This is a genomic window from Desulfatiglans parachlorophenolica (assembly GCF_055394735.1).
In genome coordinates this window covers 3,840,091-3,858,136 of the sequence record NZ_AP042460.1, presented here as the reverse complement: position 1 = coordinate 3,858,136, position 18,046 = coordinate 3,840,091, and the positions used below count along the sequence as shown (strand labels likewise).

13 protein-coding genes are annotated in these 18,046 nt (G+C 62.4%); 10 read left to right on the top strand and 3 right to left on the bottom strand.

What is annotated here, in order from left to right; genetic code table 11:
* Positions 1–105 precede the first annotated feature (105 nt).
* Complete coding sequence (locus ACZ500_RS18000) at positions 106–279, bottom strand: hypothetical protein (protein WP_464228804.1); 174 nt, start codon at positions 277–279, stop codon at positions 106–108.
* A 63-nt stretch (positions 280–342) separates the two neighbouring features.
* Between ACZ500_RS18000 and ACZ500_RS17995 the strand changes: the two genes are divergently transcribed.
* The 4 genes from ACZ500_RS17995 to ACZ500_RS17980 all read left to right on the top strand — a co-directional run bounded on the left by ACZ500_RS17995 (position 343) and on the right by ACZ500_RS17980 (position 5,880).
* Positions 343–1,635, top strand: a complete 1,293-nt coding sequence (locus ACZ500_RS17995) for a phenylacetate--CoA ligase family protein (RefSeq protein WP_464228803.1) — start codon at positions 343–345, stop codon at positions 1,633–1,635.
* A gap of 115 nt (positions 1,636–1,750) precedes the next feature.
* Positions 1,751–2,614: an FAD binding domain-containing protein gene (locus tag ACZ500_RS17990; protein WP_464228802.1), complete on the top strand. Its 864-nt coding sequence runs from the start codon at positions 1,751–1,753 to the stop codon at positions 2,612–2,614.
* Between the two features lie 313 nt (positions 2,615–2,927).
* Positions 2,928–3,401 carry a (2Fe-2S)-binding protein gene (locus tag ACZ500_RS17985; protein WP_464228801.1) on the top strand — a complete coding sequence of 158 codons (474 nt, stop codon included), beginning with the start codon at positions 2,928–2,930 and terminating at the stop codon, positions 3,399–3,401.
* Positions 3,402–3,459: 58 nt separating this feature from the next.
* A complete protein-coding gene (locus ACZ500_RS17980) occupies positions 3,460–5,880 on the top strand; it encodes a xanthine dehydrogenase family protein molybdopterin-binding subunit (RefSeq protein ID WP_464228799.1) in 2,421 nt (806 codons plus the stop codon).
* Positions 5,881–6,072: 192 nt separating this feature from the next.
* On the opposite strand, the gene ACZ500_RS17975 is transcribed toward ACZ500_RS17980, so the two are convergent.
* Positions 6,073–8,097 (bottom strand): 3-hydroxyacyl-CoA dehydrogenase/enoyl-CoA hydratase family protein, encoded by a 2,025-nt coding sequence (locus ACZ500_RS17975; RefSeq protein WP_464228798.1) that lies wholly within the window; start codon positions 8,095–8,097, stop codon positions 6,073–6,075.
* Between the two features lie 235 nt (positions 8,098–8,332).
* On the opposite strand from ACZ500_RS17975, the gene ACZ500_RS17970 reads away from it, so the two are divergent.
* Positions 8,333–10,423, top strand: coding sequence for a hydantoinase/oxoprolinase family protein (locus ACZ500_RS17970; protein ID WP_464228797.1), 2,091 nt, complete (start codon positions 8,333–8,335; stop codon positions 10,421–10,423).
* A 2-nt stretch (positions 10,424–10,425) separates the two neighbouring features.
* Positions 10,426–12,165 carry a hydantoinase B/oxoprolinase family protein gene (locus tag ACZ500_RS17965; RefSeq protein WP_464228796.1) on the top strand — a complete coding sequence of 580 codons (1,740 nt, stop codon included), beginning with the start codon at positions 10,426–10,428 and terminating at the stop codon, positions 12,163–12,165.
* Between the two features lie 83 nt (positions 12,166–12,248).
* Here ACZ500_RS17965 and ACZ500_RS17960 read toward each other — a convergent pair whose 3' ends face one another.
* Positions 12,249–12,707: a MarR family winged helix-turn-helix transcriptional regulator gene (locus ACZ500_RS17960; RefSeq protein ID WP_464228795.1), complete on the bottom strand. Its 459-nt coding sequence runs from the start codon at positions 12,705–12,707 to the stop codon at positions 12,249–12,251.
* Positions 12,708–12,864: 157 nt separating this feature from the next.
* Between ACZ500_RS17960 and ACZ500_RS17955 the strand changes: the two genes are divergently transcribed.
* The 4 genes from ACZ500_RS17955 (at position 12,865) to ACZ500_RS17940 (ending at position 17,930) form a co-directional block, all read left to right on the top strand.
* On the top strand, positions 12,865–13,056 hold the full coding sequence (locus ACZ500_RS17955; protein ID WP_464228794.1) for a hypothetical protein: 192 nt from the start codon (positions 12,865–12,867) through the stop codon (positions 13,054–13,056).
* Positions 13,057–13,348: 292 nt separating this feature from the next.
* Positions 13,349–14,806 carry an FAD-binding oxidoreductase gene (locus ACZ500_RS17950; RefSeq protein ID WP_464228792.1) on the top strand — a complete coding sequence of 486 codons (1,458 nt, stop codon included), beginning with the start codon at positions 13,349–13,351 and terminating at the stop codon, positions 14,804–14,806.
* A gap of 13 nt (positions 14,807–14,819) precedes the next feature.
* Entirely contained in the window at positions 14,820–16,148 is a 1,329-nt protein-coding gene (locus ACZ500_RS17945) for a (Fe-S)-binding protein (protein ID WP_464228791.1), read from the top strand.
* Positions 16,149–16,307: 159 nt separating this feature from the next.
* A complete protein-coding gene (locus ACZ500_RS17940; protein WP_464228790.1) occupies positions 16,308–17,930 on the top strand; it encodes an FAD-binding oxidoreductase in 1,623 nt (540 codons plus the stop codon).
* Positions 17,931–18,046: the final 116 nt, after the last annotated feature.

Here is an 18,046-nt window from a genome sequence, read left to right as displayed (position 1 = left end):
TCTGTTCTCGGTGCAGACGCATGCCGCAGACTGGATCGATCGTTCAGGAGGTCATCCGGGTGCTGGAACGACAGCCTTCCGGATCGGAAAGAAGCATGGCTTGAACTAATGAGTCTCCATCCGGAAACGAGATTTATCCATCACGACCCAGTTTCCAATCCGGAAATGAGGACTTTTTGTTGATACCAAGAAAATCAAGCGTTTGCTTGTGCGGCGACCCATAGGTCGGCTGCACAAGCAAACGAGCAGATTGACGCCGAGATTGGCGAAAAAGACCATTTCCGGGTGGAAATTGATGAGGGATGTCAAACATCCGGCCTGCGAAGAGGGGTACAGGAAAACATGACGAAAACGTTTATGCCTACCGTAAAGACGCAAGAAGAGCTGAAGGCGCTGCAGCTGGAGGGTCTCAAGTGGACCGTCGGTCATGCCTACCACGGCTCCCCGGTGTACCGCGCCAAGCTGGATAAGGCCGGGGTCAGGCCGGATGACATCCGGTCTTTGGAGGACCTTCAACGTCTGCCGCTGACCATGGCGGACGATCTGAAAGAGGGCTATCCTTTCCCGCTGCTTTCGGTGCCGTTCGAGAAGGTGGTCCGTATTCACGCCTCGTCGGGGACCACCGGCAAGAGGAAGGTCCTTTCCTACACGCAGAAAGATATCCGCGATTGGGCCCATTTCTTCGCGCGGTGCTACGAAATGGCCGGGCTTACCGCCGAAGACCGGGTCCAGATAGCGGTCGGATACGGGGTCTGGACGGCCGGCGTCGGTTTCCAGTTGGGGTGCGAGACCTTCGGCGCCATGGCGATTCCAGCGGGCCCGGGCAATCTGGATATGCAGTGCCAGTTTCTCGTGGATTTCAAGACCACGGTCTTTTGCTGCACTGCCTCGATGGGGCTTCTTCTGGCTGAAGAAGTCAGACGCCGGGGGATCCAGGACCAGATCCACCTGAAGAAGATGATCTTCGGGTCGGAGCGCTGCAGCCAGGCCATGCGGGACCGGATCCGGGAACTCCTGGGGGTGGAGCATATGTTCGATATCCCGGGCATGACGGAACTCTACGGACCCGGAACCGGCCTCGACTGCGTGTATCACACGGGGATCCATTACTGGGCGGACTATTACATCCTCGAGATCCTGGATCCTGAAACCCTCCTGCCGCTTCCGGAGGGGGAAACGGGTGAGATGGTCGTGACCACCCTCGCCAAGGAGGCGGTGCCTCTCATCCGCTATCGCACTCGGGATCTAACCCGTCTGATCCCCGGGACCTGCCCCTGCGGCTCCATCCTGCCCCGCCACGACCGTCTGCTGGGTCGATCGGATGATATGATCATTTTCCGCGCCGTCAATGTCTACCCCGGGCAGATCGACCATGTGCTCTCCGGCGTGCGCGGGATCGGGAGTGAATATCAGATCATCCTGGATCATGGCTCTGACGGCCGGGACTATATGCTTCTGAAGATCGAGCGGGAGCAGGACGGCGATTCCTCCCGGGATGAATCCCTCGCGCGTTCGATTGCCCAGGACATCAAGAAGCAGATCATGGTGAGCGCCAACATAGAGGTTGTCGATTACGGATCACTGCCGCGTTCGGAGCGGAAAAGCAAACGGGTCTTCGATAACCGCGATTTCTAGGGGGCTTCCATCAGGAAAGGGTCTTTTTTGCCCGATCTCGGCGTCAACCTGCACGTTTGATTGAGCGGCGATACCCGGCCGTGGGATCGCCGCTCAAAAAGGGGCGTAGCTAAAGATGAAAAAGTTTGAATACCATCAGCCTCAGACCCTCGAGGATGCGCTGAAGACGATGGAAAAACAGGGTGGTGAAGCCAGGTATATCGCCGGGGGCACCGACCTCATCGTGCGCTTGAAGCAGCGGACGATGGCCGTGGATGCGCTGGTTTCCCTGAGGGGGATTGCGGAGCTGCACGGGATGACCCAGAACGGTGCATGGCGATTTGGAGGCATGTGTCTTTTCAGAGAGATGGAAAGATCGCCCACCCTTGCGCGCGCCTTCCCAGCATTGTTTCAGGCGGTGAGGGTGCTGGCCAATCCGCAGGTCCGTAACGTGGCCACAATCGGCGGCAACCTCTGCAACGCCGCCCCCTCCGCCGACTGCGCCCCGCCGCTCCTCGTGTTGGAGGCGCGGCTGAAGCTGGAAGGCCCGGGTGGGGTCCGGGAGGTGGCGATCGAGGATTTCTTCACCGGGCCTGGGCAGACGTGCAAGGAGCCGAGGGAGATCCTGACCGGCATCCAGGTGGCGCCGCCGGGCGGAAAGACCGGCACCGCCTTTCTGAAGATCGGACGCGTGAGTCAGGATATCGCCGTGGTCAACGCCGCCGTCCTGGTCGAGATGGAGGGCGGCGTTTGCCGCCGCTGCCGGCTGGCGGCCGGTGCCGTGGCGCCGGTACCGCTCCGGCTGCGCCGGACGGAAGAGCTGATCGAGGGGCGCAGGATCGAACCCGATCTCCTGGAGGCCGCCGCCGCGAAGGCCGCCGAGGAGGTCCGGCCCATCAGCGATGTTCGCGCCACGGAGGAATACCGACGGGCCGTGGCGGGTGTTCTGGTCAAGAGGGGTCTGCTGCAGGCGCTCGAGGCGGTCGGCGGCTCCATGTGATGGAGGGTGTTTGTCCGACAATGGCTGTCCATACGGCCAGGCTTCCAATCCGGACACGAGGATTTTTCTTCGAAGGCTTTGCCGGCGCAGCTCCACCCCTTCGGGGCTGCGTCAAAGGGGTCAAGCGTTTGGGAGGAGGGGGCATGGGGTAGTTCGGAGTAGAAGCAAACGCGCAGATTGGCGGCGAGGTATAAAGGCCATTTCCGGGTGGGAACGAGGGGGTGCTTTGATGAAGCGTCCGGCAAACCGGGTGTAGATCCGGGATGATCTGAAAGATCGCGTCCGGATGGCGGGGTTATCCAGGGGAGGAACGATGAAGAAGGAAATCCGGTTTCGTTTGAACGGTTACGAGGTTTCCGCCGAGGTGGAGGCGCACAGGGTGCTCGTGGAGGTCTTGCGGGAGGATTTTCAGCTGACCGGCGTGAAGGTGGGATGCGGTCAGGGAGAGTGCGGGGCCTGCACGGTTCTGGTCGATGGGATCCCCGTGGATTCATGCCTCTATCCTGCCTTCGAGATCGCGGATAAAACCGTTACCACGATCGAAGGTCTGGTCGGGGAGGGAAACCGCCTCCATCCCGTTCAGGCGGCCTTCGTAGCGCATGGCGCCGTCCAATGCGGCTTCTGTTCGCCGGGTATGATCCTGTCGGCCAAGGCGCTGCTAGACGAAACGCCGCATCCGGATGAGGCCGAGATCCGGCGGGGGATCTCCGGCAATCTGTGCCGCTGCACGGGCTACCTCCAGATCGTGGACGCCATACGACGGGCGGCGGAGGAAGGGGCGGCCTGAAAAGGCTTCATGAGGGGTACGCCCTGCTGGTGTGCCCGTCCGACCGGGACTTCCGGATGTGAGGAGACGAGGGGAGAACATGACGCAGTTCGATTATATCGGCACCGAGCTTCCAAGGCCGGACGCCCCTGACAAGGCGGCCGGCAAGGCCGTTTACATTCACGACTTCATGAGGCCGGGCATGCTGTTTGGCAAGATCAAGTACAGCCGATATGCCCATGCCCGGATCAAGGCTATCGACACCTCCAGGGCCGAGCGCCTGCCGGGGGTCCGAGCGGTGATTACAGGCTTCAACACGCCGCAGGTCCGCATCGGCTTCATCAAGGACAACTTGGCCCTCAAGCGGGACAAGGTGCGGCAGTTTCGGGACGAAGTGGCGGCGGTGGCTGCCATCGACCCGGACATTGCGGCGGAGGCGGTGGATCTGATCGAGGTCGAATACGAAGAGCTTCCCGCCGTCTTCGACCCGGAAGAGGCCCTTCGGGAAGGGGCCCCGCTGATCCACGAGACGGATACCAGGGGTCGGCCTAAACAGGACAACCGTGTGCCCGTCCCGTGGAAATTTGTCTCCGGGGACGTCGAGAAGGCGAAGCAGGAGGCCGCTTTCGTGGCCGAGGGCCGCTTTTCGACGCCGCTCATCCAGCAGTGCTGCATGGGCACGGCGGGGTGCGTGGCGGAGTTCGACCTGCAGGGCAACCTGATCATCCACACGAAGACCCAGATCCCTTTTCTGGCGCAGAATGACTTCAACGCCGCCCTGGCGGCCATGGGGCTGAAGGGAAAGAACAGCCGTGTGATCGTGCCGGCGCTGGGGGGCTCTTTCGGGACGGGCTTGGACACCCATGGCTATGAGTACATCGCGATCCTTCTCGCCTACAAGACCGGAAGGCCGGTGAAGATCGTTCTCAACCGGGAAGAGGAGTTCGCCTATCTTTCACCCCGGCAGCCCACGCGGACGCAGATCATCCAGGGGTGCAACCGTGAGGGGAAGCTGACCTTCCGCGAGATCCGCATGCTGCTCGACAACGGGGCCTACACCTCCTGGGGGGCGACGACGCCGAGCGTCATGATGCTGCCGATCTCATCCCTGTACCGCGTGCCCAACGTCTTTTACGAGACGACCATCGTCTACACGAACAACACCTACTGTCAGGCCATGCGCGGATACGGGAATCCGCAGGCGGCCTGGGCGCTCGAGAGCAATCTGGACCAGCTTGCGGAGGCGGCGGGGATCGACCCTTACGAGTTCCGGCTCATGAACTGCAACATCCCGAACGATATCACGCCGATGGGGCTCCATATCACCTCCTGCGGGCACGAACAGTGCCTGAAGACGGTCGCTGAAAAGCTGGACTGGAAGGCCAAGCGGGGGCAGCAGCGTGGGAAGGCCCGCGGGGTGGGCATGGCCTCGCTTTTTCACGTGGGCGGCTCGGGACGGGTCTACCGCTCGGACGGCACCGGGATCATCATGAAGCTGGACGACTTCGGCCATGTCTCGGTGATTACGGGCGGGGTCGAGATGGGGCAGGGGTTCAACAGCGCACTGGCGGTGGCGACCGCCGAGGCGCTGGGCGTGACCCCGGACCGGGTCATGGTGGTGTCGGGAGATACGGCCACCTGTCCGTGGGATGTCGGGACGCATGCGAGCCGGGGGGCTTTCACCTCCTGCAACGCGGCCATCCAGGCGGCCCAGAAGGCGAGGAAGAAGATCTTCGAACTGGCGGCCGAGCACTTCATGCCGCGGGTCCACTTCCGGATGAAGCTGCGGAAGAAGAAGGAGCCTGATTTCGAGATACCGGACCTCGACTACGAGCGCTACTGCGACCCTTCGGAGTTCGACCTGAGGAAGGGCATGGTCTTTTTCCGGGAGGAGCCGGACAACCCGGTCCTGCAGTTGAGCCTCGAAGAGATCCTGCGCGAGGCGCACTTCAAGGAGCAGGGGACGATGATCGTCACGGAGGCCTTCTATGACCCCTGCAACCAGATGATCGATATGAAGACCTGCCGGGGCAACATGTCGGCGGCCTATATCACGGGGGCCCAGGGCGCCGAGGTCGAAGTGGACACCGAGACCGGCCGGATCAGGATCCTCCGGTTCGCGGCGGCGCACGACGTCGGCCAGGTGATCAATCAGCAGACCATCAAGGGGCAGATCTACGGCGGGATCGTCCAGGGCCTCGGCTACGCCCTCTGCGAGGAATACAAGACGGACAAGGGCCGCAACATGAATCCCAACTTCCTGGATTACAAGATCCTTTCGGCGCCCGACGTGGATTTTCCGATCGACATCACCTGCGTCGAGACGCACGACCCGGAGGGGCCGTTCGGGGCGAAGGGTGTGGGCGAGCCCGGTCTGGTGCCGACGGCCCCGGCGATCGCGAACGCGGTATACGATGCGATCGGTCTGAGGATCACGGATCTGCCCATCACCCCTCAGAAGATCCTGGCGGCCTTGAAGGAGCGGAAAAAGGCGGCGTAAACGGGGTTATCCGTGGGTGGATGGCTTCTTCAGCCGGGTTGGCAAGAAACTGCAGGTGAATCGCGGCTGGACGCCCAACTCCTGCTCGGAGCAGGAGCGGCGCCGGCCTCGAGGGTCCCGCGGAGGAAGGTTTCAGTTTTTTGGTTACTGCTCGGGGCTGAATCCACCCGGCCGGTGCCGGCCGGAGGCCGCTTATCTTTCATAGACCGGTTTCCGTTTTTCCAGGAATGCTGAAATCCCCTCTCTGGCTGCATCCAGGCAGGCGATTTGTCCAAAACCGCGGTATCCCGCTTCGAGGGCCGCTTCGAAGGTCGTTGCGGCTGCCCCGGCTTCGATGGTTTCGATCATCACGGACAGGGCCTCCCTGCTCAAACGCAGGGGCCCGGACCTGGGTTCGTCGGGGAGGTTGAAGGGCGGCAGCGCGATCTTTCCATCGGGGATGCGCGGGATGCGGCCCTGGAGGGCCTTGGCTGCAGCGGCGGCATCCTGGATCAAGGCGGCATAGTCGACGGAGAGGCTCGTCACGATCGCCGCCCCGAAGGCCTCTTCGGCGCTGAGCGGTGTTGCGAGGCACAGCATGTCGTGGAAGCGGGCGGCGCTTTGCGGCCATTTACGGTAAGGCACGATGCAGCCGCCGATGCCGGGCAGGATGCCGAGCGTGATTTCCGGGAACTGGAAAAAGGCGTTGCGGGTCGCCACCATCGCGTGGCAGCGGATGGCGAGTTCGAGTCCGCCGCCGAGCGCCATGCCGTTTACGGCGGCCACCACGGGTTTGTCCATCCGGTCGAGGAACCGTTGGACCTCCGCCCACTCGTGGGCATAGGCGATCGAAGCGTCAAAGCGGCCGAGAACCTCTCGAAACCGGCCGATATCGGCGCCCGCTGAAAAGACGGTTGGTCCATAGCCCGTCAGAACGAATCCCTTGACGGCCGGATCCCGGGTGTACCGTTTCAGGACGGCAAGGATTTCCTTCATGATGGAGAGGTTGAGGGCGTTCCTGGCCTGCGGCCGCCGGATGGTGATGACCTTGACCTCGTCCACGTCGTCGATCAGGAGGTAGCGGTTGTAATCGAGATACAAAGGAAAGGGTTCCGTTGCCCGGGGGAATCCGGGGCGCTCCGCCTCGAATCTTTTCATGATCCGTCCAGCCTCCGCTTCACCCTGGTCCGCCAGGAAGTCAAAAGGTCCCTTCTTGAAATCCAGGGCGACCTGGCATCCAAAATGCAAATCCTCCTTTGTGCCGATGCCTCGGTCGATAATGTCAAAGGCCTGCGAAAAAAGGACCCCGAGAAGCCGATCGCGCACCATCCGTCTCACATCGGCCGGGACATCCGGTCCGCTTCCGGGCCGAGGGGTGTTCCACCGCTCGACCGACTGAAGGATGGAGGCCGGTCGGTAATGAGTCCCTTCCTCCATCTGGAGGGTATTGGCCTCGACGATGATGGGATTGCCGTTCGCCAGGTTCAGGACGAAAAACGGGCCCGCAGAGGCGAATTCTTCGGCAATGCCGTCGATTTGCGCAGCGGTCGCCCGAGGGAGGAGCAAGGCGGCTTCGTTGCACCAGTTGTCGAAGACGCGGTCCAGCATGAAGCAGATGACATTGTCCGTGACAACGGGGGCCTTGCCGGTCATGGCGAATAGCCAGCAAAGGTAGGCCACGGTCTCGGGGTCGGCCTTCTCCCAGCGGATCACCTCCACAGCCGGGTTGCGCCAGGCCGGTGCGAAGAAATGGGTGACCGTGGCGCGCTCCGGCCGCCGCAGTTCGGAAAAGATGCGGTTCGCAGGGATCGAACTGGTGTTGGAGGTGATGACGGCTCCAGGGGAAACGATCTCCTCGATCCGGGCGAAGATCTCCCGTTTGAGCGGGATCCGCTCCGAGGCGGCCTCTATGACCAATTGACAGCCTTCCAGACAGCGGTAATCCGTCGTGTAGCGGATGTTTTCGAGGATCCGGTCGGCCTTTTCCTGAGGCATCCGGCCTCGCTGAACGGCTTTCCAGGCGTAGTTTGCGAAGCGTTTTTCGGCTGCTAGGAGCGGAGGTTCGGCCAAGTCGACCAGGATGAGCGCGCTTCCTGGGAGGGCGCTCTTGAGGTAATAACCGATGTCCGGCCCGATGGTCCCGGCGCCGACGACGCCGATCGCATCCGGCAGGGGCCGTTCAGGTCTGTGGAAGAGGGGATTGAAGGCAGCCGGGTACAGCCTTTTTGCATGATTCATCGCCGATCTCCTGAGGGACGGGGCCCCTCGACTCGTCTAACCGGGGGCGGGAGTTTCCGCCATTTTTTCCTTTACTATAATCTGTATACTGTGTACAAGAATGGTGTCAAGCGAAAAACCGGGGATGACGGACAGGCAGCGGGCGGGACGGCGACGGAGGCTGATCGGGGGTGGCTCGAATTTCCGGCCGGGCCCTGACCGCCTCGGGTCAGAACCTTGAAAGGGAGGAACGGGCATGTCCCACAAGCGTTTTCGATTGGGTTGTGACATTGGGGGAACGTTCACCGATTTCGTTCTACTCGACGACCAGACCGGCGAACTGACGATCAACAAATGTCTTACGACACCGAAGGACCCTTCGGATGCCGTGGTGCAGGGCATCCGGGAAATGGAGCGGCAGGCCCCCGCTTTTGTCGGTCAGCTCGACGAGGTCATCCACGGAACGACCCTGGTCATCAACGCCATCATCGAGCGCAAGGGAGCCAGGGCGGGGCTGATCACCACCAAGGGGTTCCGCGATGTCCTGGAGTTGGGCCGCGAGATCCGCTACGCGCCGTATGACACCTTCGCTGAATTCCCCAAACCGCTGATCCCGAGGCGGTACCGGCTCGAAGTGGACGAGAGGGTCCGCAGCGACGGGACGGTCCTGAAGCCGCTCGACCCCGGGGAGGGCCGCGTGGTTATCCGCCGGCTGCTCGATGCGGGGGTGGAATCGATCGCGGTCTGTCTGTTGAACTCGTTCGAGAACCCCGCCCACGAGCAGATGCTGAAGGCCCTGGTCCAAGAGGAGGCGCCCGGGCTGCCTGTTTCCATCTCCTATGATGTCCTGCCGCAGATCCGCGAATACGAGAGGACGAGCACCACGGCCACCAATGCCTACGTCAAACCCCTGACCGGCCGTTACCTCTCCCGTTTATCAGGGCGGTTGAAGGACATCGGCTGTGAGGGAAAGCTCTTCATCATGCTGTCGAGCGGGGGGATCACGTCGGTGGAGACCGCCGCCGAATTCCCGGTCCGGATCATCGAGTCGGGGCCGACCGCGGCGGTGATTTCGGGGCAGTACTACGGCCGGCTGTTCGATCTGCCCGAGATGTTCTGCTTCGACATGGGGGGGACCACCGCCAAGTCCTGCCTCATTCAGGGGGGTGTGGCCGGGGTGGTGCCGACCTTCGAGGTGGGGCGTGTGCAGCGCTTTATGAAGGGAAGCGGCCTCACGATCCAGGTGCCGGTGGTGGACCTGATGGAGATCGGCGCGGGCGGAGGCAGCATCGCCAAGGTGAGCCGGATGGGGACGCTCCAGGTCGGTCCGGAAAGCTCGAGCGCGGACCCCGGTCCCATCTGCTACGGCCGGGGAGGGACGGATCCCTGCGTGACCGATGCGGATCTGCTGCTCGGGTATCTGGACGCGGACTACTTCCTGGGCGGCGAGATGAAGCTCGATCTGGAGGCCGCTCGCCGCGGGGTGGAAGAGAGGATCGCCCGGCCGCTGGGGGTCAGCTTTCTGCAGGCCGTCTGGGGGATCCACGACCTGATCAACGAGACCATGGCTGCGGCGGCCAAGACGCACATCGCCGAAAAAGGCGGCAATCCGAACGTGGTGACGTTGGCGGCCTTCGGGGGAGCCGGGCCGGTGCATGCCTACGGTCTGGCCAGGAAGCTCGGCGCGCCGCGGCTGATCGTGCCGCCGAATGCCGGAGTGGGCTCGGCCCTCGGGTTTTTCACGGCCCCCAGGGCCTTCGACCTCGTGCGGAGCCACAAGGTGACTCTGGAGCAGGCCGATTTCGCTTCGCTCGAGGCCATCTTCAGGGAGATGGAGGCGGAAGGCGCCCGGACGCTCCAGAAGGCCGGGGGGGAGGCGGTCGCGTTTCAGCGCTCTGTGGACGTGCGCTTCGTCGGGCAGGGTTCGGAGACCAACGTCCTCGTGCCCGGGGGCGATTTTGCCAAGGTCGAAAAGGGGTTTATCCGCGCGGCCTTCGACGAGATCTATGAAAGGCTTTACGGCCGGACCTACAAGGATTCGCCGGTCGAGTTCATCAACTTCAAGGTGCGCGCGAGCCTGCCCGAGCGGCTGCTGCAGCTCCCGAAATGCCCTCGGACGGGCGGAACCCTCGGGGACGCCGTAAAGGGGAAGCGCCCGGCCTTCTCGGGGGTCAGCCGGGACTTCGTTCCGTACACGGTCTATGACCGCTACCGTCTCTTTGCCGGGGCGGAATTCGAGGGCCCCGCGATCATCGAGGAGCGCGAGTCCACCCTGATCGTGGGAGAAGATGCCCGCGTGGCGGTCGACGATTATGGTTTTCTCTGGATCGACATGGAGGAGGTGTAATCATGGGGCAGACCTTTGATCCCGTCACCCTGGAAATCCTCTGGCGGCGTCTGATCTCGATCGTGGACGAGGCCGACAGCTCCGTTTCCCGCACCGCCTTCTCGAGCCTTCTGCGGGATGCCCATGACTACACGTGCATGTTCACGGACAGCCGGGGCCGGGAGCTGGCCCAGGGAACCTTCGCCACGCCCGGGCAGTCAGGCGCCATGGCCCTCGGTATCAAGCGGCTGGTCGAGCGGATCCCGCGCGAAAGCCACAAGGATGGCGATGTCTACATCACCAACGACCCGTGGGCGCTGGCCGGTCACCTGAACGACGTCTGCGTCATGAGCCCGATCTTCTATCAGGACAGACTGGCGGCGTTCACGGCGTGCGTCTTCCATCACTCGGATATCGGGGGCCGGGTCTCTTCCGACAACCACGATGTCTTCGAGGACGGGCTGTTTATCCCGCTGGTGAAGCTTTATGACGGGGGCGTGGTCAACGAGGCGGTTCTCGAGATGATCCGCTGGAACGTCCGCACCCCCGAGGAGGTCACCGGGGATATCCGCTCCCAGATCGCCGCCAACCACGTCTGTTCCCAGAAGATACGCCAGATGTTGGCGGAGTACGGCATGGAAAGCCTGGACGCCCTGGCCGACGAGATCATCGGACGTACGGAGAAGTCCATGCGGGCGGCGATCGCCAAGGTCCCCGAAGGGGTCTACCGAGCCGAGGGGATCGTGGAGCAGATGGAAGGGAAGGGGGACATTGTCATCAAGGCCGCGGTGGATGTCCGGGGAAGCGACATCCATGTAGATCTCGAGGGCTCTTCGCCCCAGGTGGACTGGGGCGGGAACGTGGTCTACAACTTCACGTATGCCTATGTCTTCATGGCCATCAAGAGCATCTTCGACCCCGACATCCCCAACAACGACGGGTGTGCGGCCCCGATCCACCTGGCGGCGCCCGAGGGGAGCGTGGTCAACTGCCGGTTTCCGGCGGCGGTGGCGGCCCGCATGCAGATCGGGCATTTTGTGACGGAGATCATTTACCGCGCCCTGGCCGGGGCGGTGCCGACGCGCGTGATCGCCGGGAGCGGCGGGACCCCCGCCACGATGAATGTCTTCTATGGCCGGCGCAAGGACGGCAAGCCCTGGCACTCGGTGATCATCCGGGGCGGCGGCATGGGGGCGAGCGCGGCCGACGACGGCAACTACGTCTATATCTTTCCGGCCAACGGTGCCAACACGCCGGTGGAGATCTTCGAGAGCGACACCCCGCTCATCGTGGAGCGGCGGGAGTTGCTGCCCGATTCAGGGGGCGCCGGCCGCACGAAGGGGGGACTCGGGCGGCGCGTGGTCTTCAGAATTCCGGACGATGCCTATGCGCCTCTGCCGCCGGTCAAGCTCGGCATCCAGTCCGGCCGCTACCGCTACCCGCCTGAAGGGCTTTTCGGTGGGCTTGCGGGGGGGAGGGCCCGTTTTCTAGTCAATGGGGAGCAAGGCAACCCGTATGGCCTGACCCAACTCAAGCCCGGGGACGTGGTGACCATGGACGCGGCCGGCGGCGGCGGCTACGGCCCGGCGCATGAGCGCGAGCCCGAAAGGGTGCGGGAGGATGTCGAGAACGGCTATGTTTCGATCGAGGCCGCGCGCGAAAGATACGGCGTTGTGATCGACCCCGGGACGCTCGCGCTGGACCTCCCGGCGACCGAGGCGCTTCGTGCTCGGATCATCAGCGGAGGCAAGGCCGAGCGGTAAGGGAGGCTTCGCCGTCTTCTCCTGAATGAAGGGAGTTTCCCGCTCGTCGGATTGACCGTTCTCATACGCGATCGGTTTCGGCGCTAACGCGTCTTCTTGTGAGTGAGGATGTTGCCGAGGGTCTTGAGCAGAAGGCGCTTGTCCTCCTCCGAATAGGATTCGAGATACCGTTTCACGTTCCGTTCCTTGTCGGCTGCGATGTCCTGTAAGACCTGCCGGCCTTTCAGCGTGATCTGAAGGCGTTTGACCCGGTCGTCGTCCGGATCGCTTTTCCGCATGATGAATCCCGCTTTTTCGAGGCGTTTGGCGATGCCGGTCATGTTGGCCCCCGAAACGAGCATGATGCGGTTGACGTCCCGCATGGCGTTCTGTCCGTTCCGTGAGGCATCGAGAACCCGCAGTACATTGTATTGCGGAAAGGTGAGGCCATGGTGCTTGAAAAGGGCCGACGCCTCTTTCTTGAAGCGCTCGGCTACCCGGACGATTGCCATCATCACCTTTTCGTCGATGCTCATGTCGTTTTTATAGTCGCTGTCTGCCATATTCGTTATGCCTTCCCTTTTCTTCTAATAGCATTGTTAAGCTATAAATAGATAAATTGTCAACAACGAAATCCACTCGTTTTGCCTCCCCAACCGGCATGACGGCGCTTTTCGAGGGAACCGACAGCCTATTTCCAGCGCATCGGCGTCAACGACGATGCGCGTTTGCCATCTGTGTACCCACGTTCGCCCGACCTGGCCTGCTTTCCATCCGGAAAGGGTCTTTTTTGCCAATCTCGGCGTCAATCTGCACGTTTGCCTGTGCGGCGACCACCAGATCGCATCCGCGTACACGCTTGATTTCATTGATATTGGCAAACCGGGACCCACCGCGAAACGGTGGGTCTGAGCACCCGAAGGATGCGAAGAAAAAATCCTCATTTCCGGATTGGAAACTTTGTCGTGGCGGATGCTCTTTTCCGGATGGAAAATAACGCGTGGAAAAACGGGCATCGGACCCCTTAAAATTCTTGACATAGATTAATAGTTAAAGTATTAACAATCAAGATGCAAATGATTGATGTCTAGATTTTGTGGATTCAGTGCCGGATACCGTTCCCTCGAGCGCCACCCCCTGGAGGGAAATCTTGCGGCACAGGATGAAATGAGAATCACCTGATCACCAGAAAATGGAGGGAGCCGTGGACGTAAAAGGAAGATTGTCCGAAGTGGTCGGAGCGGAGAATTTCTTGGATGACGCGGCGAGGCTGCAGGTTTATGCCGGCGATTACAGCTACACGCGGGCGGCTGCACCGAGCTGTGTGGTGAAACCGAAGAGTTCGAGCGAGGTTTCGGAGGTCATCAAGGTTTGTAACGAGGCGAGGCTGCCAGTGGTGCCCTGCAGTTCGAAGGTGCATTTCTTCGGGGCGACCATCCCGAAGGAGGGCGGCTTGCTGATGGATCTGACCGGTATGAATCAGATCCTGGAGATCGATGCGGACAACCGGCGGGTGCGCTTCGAGGCCGGCGTGACCTGGGAGAAGATGACCCGGGAGCTCAAAGCGGCCGGCTATCGGGTGATCATGCCTTTGACGCCGCCGGCGGAGCGCTCGGTCCTGACCGATTTCATGGAGCGTGAAGAGCCGACGAATCAGGTCTACGATTACGGCGAGCCGCTTGAGGCGATGGAGGTTGTCTGGCCGACGGGTGAGATCTTCCGCATGGGGTCGGCAAGCGTGAACGGCTACCCGGACAGCCCCTCGAAGGGGGCGAATCCGTCCGGCCCGGGCCTCGATTTCTACCGCTTTTTTCAGTGCGCGCAGGGAACGATGGGCGTGGTGACCTGGACGAACCTCAAGATGGAATCGATCCCCCGCAAAGACAAGGTGCTGTTTGCGCCCGTCAAAGACCTGAACTACGCCATGGAATTTCTGCACCGGATCCTGCCCAGGCGCATCGGTCAAGAGGTGCTGCTGCTGAACCAGGTCGATCTGGCGGCGATTCTGGCGGAGAACTGGCCTGCGGATTACGAGCGGATGAAGGCCGCGCTGCCTCCCTGGACCCTGATCCTGGTGGTGAGCGGGCTTCTGCGCCGGCCGGAGGAAAAGATCGCCTACGAGATGAACTTCCTGGCCGAAGTGATCAAGAACGAGTTTTCGGAGATGCACCTTGGGGAGAATCTCCCCGGTTTCCCTGGCCTGCGCCATCGGGTCCTGTCGGTCCTGAGGAACCCCTGGCCTGCGGATGTCCCCCACTGGCGAAACCAGGTCAAGGGGGCCTCGCAGAGCCTGTTCTTCCATACGCGCCCGCTCACGGCGAACCACTTTGTAAAGCGGATCCGGGAGATTGCGACCCGGCACGGGTACCCCGCGCAGGAGATCGGGATGTACATCCAGCCGATCGAACACAACCGGGCCTGCCGGCCGGAGTTCACCTTCTTCTACGATCCGGGGGACGATGCGGCCAAGGCCGCGGTGCGAAGCCTATACCTCGATGCAGCGGCGGCCTTCCTGAAGGAAGGCGCAGTGTTTACACGGCCCTACGGGGAACTCGCGCCGATCGTCTACGAGCGGGCCGCCTCCTATGCCGCGAACCTCAAGCGGCTGAAGAAGGTGTTTGACCCGAACAACATCATGAATCCCGGGAACCTGTGCTTCTAAGGAGGAGGGGACAATGAGCAAGGAATCAGCTGTCAGATATTACAAGCCGAGGGCGGAGTTCAGTCTGGACGTCACCGATATCCAGAACTTCGTCTACGATATGAGCCGCTGCATCAAGTGCAAGGGCTGCACGTGGGTGGACCACACTTATATGCCCGGGGCGCGGTTCATGACGCGCTGCCCGAGTGCGACGAAATTCGAGTTCGATGCCTATGGCGCCTACGGCAAGATGCGGATCGGCCACGCCATGGCGGAAGGGGTGCTCGACTGGAACGAGAAGGCCCTGGAGATCATCTATGCCTGTACGCTTTGCGGCGCCTGCGATGTGGGCTGCAAGCGCAACCTCGACCTCGAGATCGAGCTGAGCCTGGAGGCACTCCGGGTGAAGGCCGTCAAGGACGGGGTCGGACCGATGCCGGCCCACAAGAAGATCGCCGCCAACATCGCCGAGACGCACAACTTCTTCAACGCGGCGCACGCGCAGCGCCGGGACTGGGTGGCGGCCTCCGGGGTGACGCCGGCCGAGAAGGCGGATGTGCTCTACTTCGTCGGGTGCAGCGCATCCTACACCAACAAGGAGATCGCCCGGGCGACGGCGCGGATCCTGAAGGCTGCCGGCACGGACTTCATGCTTCTGTCCGATGAGTGGTGCTGCGGCAACACGCTGTTTTCGGTCGGGCTCTACGACGAAGCGAAGGCGCTGGCAGAGCGCAACGTGGAGGCTGTCCGCAGGACCGGGGCCAAGATCCTCCTGACGAGCTGCGCCGAGGGGTACCGCATGTGGAAGGTGGACTACCCGAAGCTGCTGGGGATCGCGACCGCGGACCTGGGCTTCGAGGTCCTCCACCTCGTCGAATACGTTGACGAGAAGATCAAGGATGGGGCTTTGACCCTGGACAAGCCCTTCGAGACGCGCATGAGCTATCACGATGCGTGTAGCCTGAGCCGCCTGAGCGAGCCTTGGACGCCTTACGAGGGCAAGCGCGGCTGGATGGGATGCGTCGAACCGCGCCTGAAACGCCGCCGCGGGACGAATGGCGTCTACGCTCAGCCGCGGGAGATCCTGGAGGCGATCCCCGGCGTGCAGCTCGTCGAGATGCCCCGGATGCGGGAAAACGCCTTCTGCTGCGGCGCCGGCCGGGGGACCGGAGAGGCCTTTCCGGACTTCGCTCGCTGGGCGGCCGCCGAGCGCCTGGAAGAGGTGAAATACGTCGGCGCCGAGACCCTGGTCTCCACCTGCCCGTGGTGCAAGAACAACTTCAGCCGGGTTGTGAAGGAAGACGGTCTGCCGGTGCAGGTCATGGATATCTCGGAAGTGATCTTGGCAGCCATCGAGGGATAGAGGCGGGTCTCGCCCCCCGGGAAGGCAGGCGTTCGACCTGGAACGGCCGCGGTTCGGAAAAGAAGCGGTGAATACCGTCAAGAACCGCCGCCGGCCCGAGGGACCTGTAAGAACAGGATTGTTTCGATCAATGGACACCCAGGCTGAAGGAGGTAAATCATGCCAGCCATAGCGAAGGAAATCTACCAGGCGCTCGCAGCCGTTGTCGGGCCTGAATACATCTCGGACGATCCGGTGATCTGTGAAAGTTACCGGAGCGGACCGGGCGGATATGAAAACGGTCTTGGCTACGAACGGGTCATGACCAAGATCCCGGGCTGCATCATCATGCCGCGGACGACCGAGGAAGTGCAGCGGATCGTCCGGATCTGCTACCGCCACGACATCCCGTACGTGCCTTACAGCACCGGCTTTTATGGACCGCGCTCCCACCCCCATGTCGAAGATGCGCTCCTGATCGACCTCAAGCGCATGAACGACTTCATGCTGGACGAGAAGCATTTCTATATCGAGGTGGGGCCGGGCATGGTCTATTCCCCCATCCAGGAGGAGTGCATGCGCCATGGGGCCTATGTGGTGATCGGCGGCGGCGGTGCGCAGGCCTCGGCCATCGCGAACCTGATCGGGGACGGGTGGTCGCCGCTGAGCCATCGGATCGGATTGCCGCACCGGCGGATCCTCGGGACCGAGGTGGTGATGCCGGACGGCGAAATCCTGCGGATGGGCTCCCTGGCCACCGGCGACGATCCCTTCTGGGGTGAGGGTCCGGGTCCGGACCTGCGCGGCCTCCTGAGGGGCTACACCGGTCTGCGGGGTTGCCTCGGGATCGTGACACGGATGGCGATCAAGACCCTTCCGTTCCAGCCCGAGCGGCTCGAGCCGACCGGTATTTCCCCCAACACGGCTTTGGCCCTGCCTGAAAAGCGCATCAAGTGGATCAACTTCACGGTGCCCTCCAAGGAGGCGCAGGTGACGGCCATGCGCAACATCGGCCATGCCGAGATCGCGGGCGCGGTCACGAAGGTACCGCTTTTCTGGCGCGCCATCGCCAAGGCGGAGTGCAAGGAGGAGTTCTGGGACATCTGGGGGAAGGAGAGCGAGGAGAGCATCGCGAACTTCTTCATCGTGCGCGTGCTCCTGATCGGCTTCACGTCCGAAGAGCAGATGGAATACGACGAACGGGTGCTGATGGACATCATGACGGAGGTCGGCGGGGTGGCCCGGCGGACCAAGCCCTCTGACGAGTCGTGGATCAAGAACGCCGACTCGGCCGGCATGTGGCTCATGTGTGGGGGGTATGTCTCGGTCGACTATGTCATCGAGTCCCTCACCCAGGCGCCCGACCACGGCCCGAGCTACGCGGAGCTGAAGAAGAAGTACACCCCGCCGTTGATGCCGGACTACGGCGATCCGGGCTGGTTCCAGAGCTTCGAGCTCGGGCACCAGGGCTACTCGGAGTTCCTGATCTACTGGGATCAGGACGACGATACGGACCCGGTCGACCAGTTCTATGTGGACACCTCCAAGATGAACATCAAGAACCGCACCTACACCTCGCTTCTGGGCCCCCACCAGCCGCTGTACCTGACGGGTCCGAAGTATGGCCCCAATTACCATGAGTTCCTGCTGAAGGTCAAAAACGAGTTCGACCCGAAGTGGCGTTCGCACCCGCCGGTGCCCCTGGCCCACGACCTGTTCGTGGACCGTGCGCCCTGGATGCACGCCATGCGCGACTGGGATGCTCCCGCGGACATCCTGGGAGAGTCGGGCGGCCGCGAGTAGCAAGAAACAGCCTTTCGGGATCCAGGGGCCCGGCCGCGCGGGCGGAGCCACAGGTTGTCGGGGGACGACTGCACCGTGCAGCGCCCCCTCCCGCCGGATTGAGCCCAAGGGTTCGG